The 803-nt window shown below is 62.9% G+C and carries 1 protein-coding gene; it reads right to left on the minus strand.

Annotated features, from left to right (window positions below; genetic code table 11):
* Positions 1 to 63: 63 nt before the first annotated feature.
* Positions 64 to 803 (minus strand): IS256 family transposase (locus ACT86A_RS27470; protein WP_445095127.1); only part of this gene is annotated, 740 nt, incomplete at its 5' end.

Consider the following 803-nt stretch of genomic DNA (forward strand, 5'->3'; position numbering starts at 1 on the left):
ACATCGTGTGGTTGCGAAACCCCTGGGCCTGTCAAGTTAACGGTGTAAGTGGTTGTGGTTGTACTACTTTCGTCCGGCGGACAGGCGTCCGTCGAAGGTGATCTCGAAGGCGTTCAGGGCTGCCTTCCATCGGTTGGACCAGCGTTGGCGTGCTTTGCCGGTCGGGTCGATGCTCATGATGGCCAGGTACACGCATTTCAGGGCCGCAGCCTCGGTCGGGAAGTGGCCGCGGGCCTTGACCGCCCGGCGGATACGCGCGTTGACCGACTCGATGGCGTTGGTCGTGTAGATGACCTGTCTGATGGCCTGGTCGAACTGCAGGAACGGCACGAACTCGGCCCAGGCGTTGGTCCAGAGCCGGATGATCGCGGGGTAGCGTTTCTCCCACTTGTCGCTGAACTCGGCGAACCGGTCCAGGGCGGCCTGTTCGCTCGGCGCGGTGTAGATCGGCTTGAGATCCTTGGCTAGCTCGGAGAAGTCCTTGCGGGAGGCGTAGGCGAACGAATTCCGGAGAAGATGCACAACGCAGGTCTGCACGATCGTCTGCGGCCACACCTGCCCGATCGCGGCAGGCAGGTGCTTGAGTCCGTCGCACACGACGATCAGAACATCTTGCACGCCACGGTTTTTCAGCTCCGAGAGCACCCGCAGCCAGTATTTCGCGCCCTCCCCGTCGCCGTGCTCGCCGGCCCACAACCCGAGGATGTCGCGGGTCCCTTCGACGGTCACACCCATGACCACGTAGATCGGCCGGTTGGCCACCTGGCCGTCTCTGATCTTGGGTCTGGCGCAGACTTCGTGAT

It is taken from the genome of Nocardia glycosmidis, assembly GCF_052545115.1.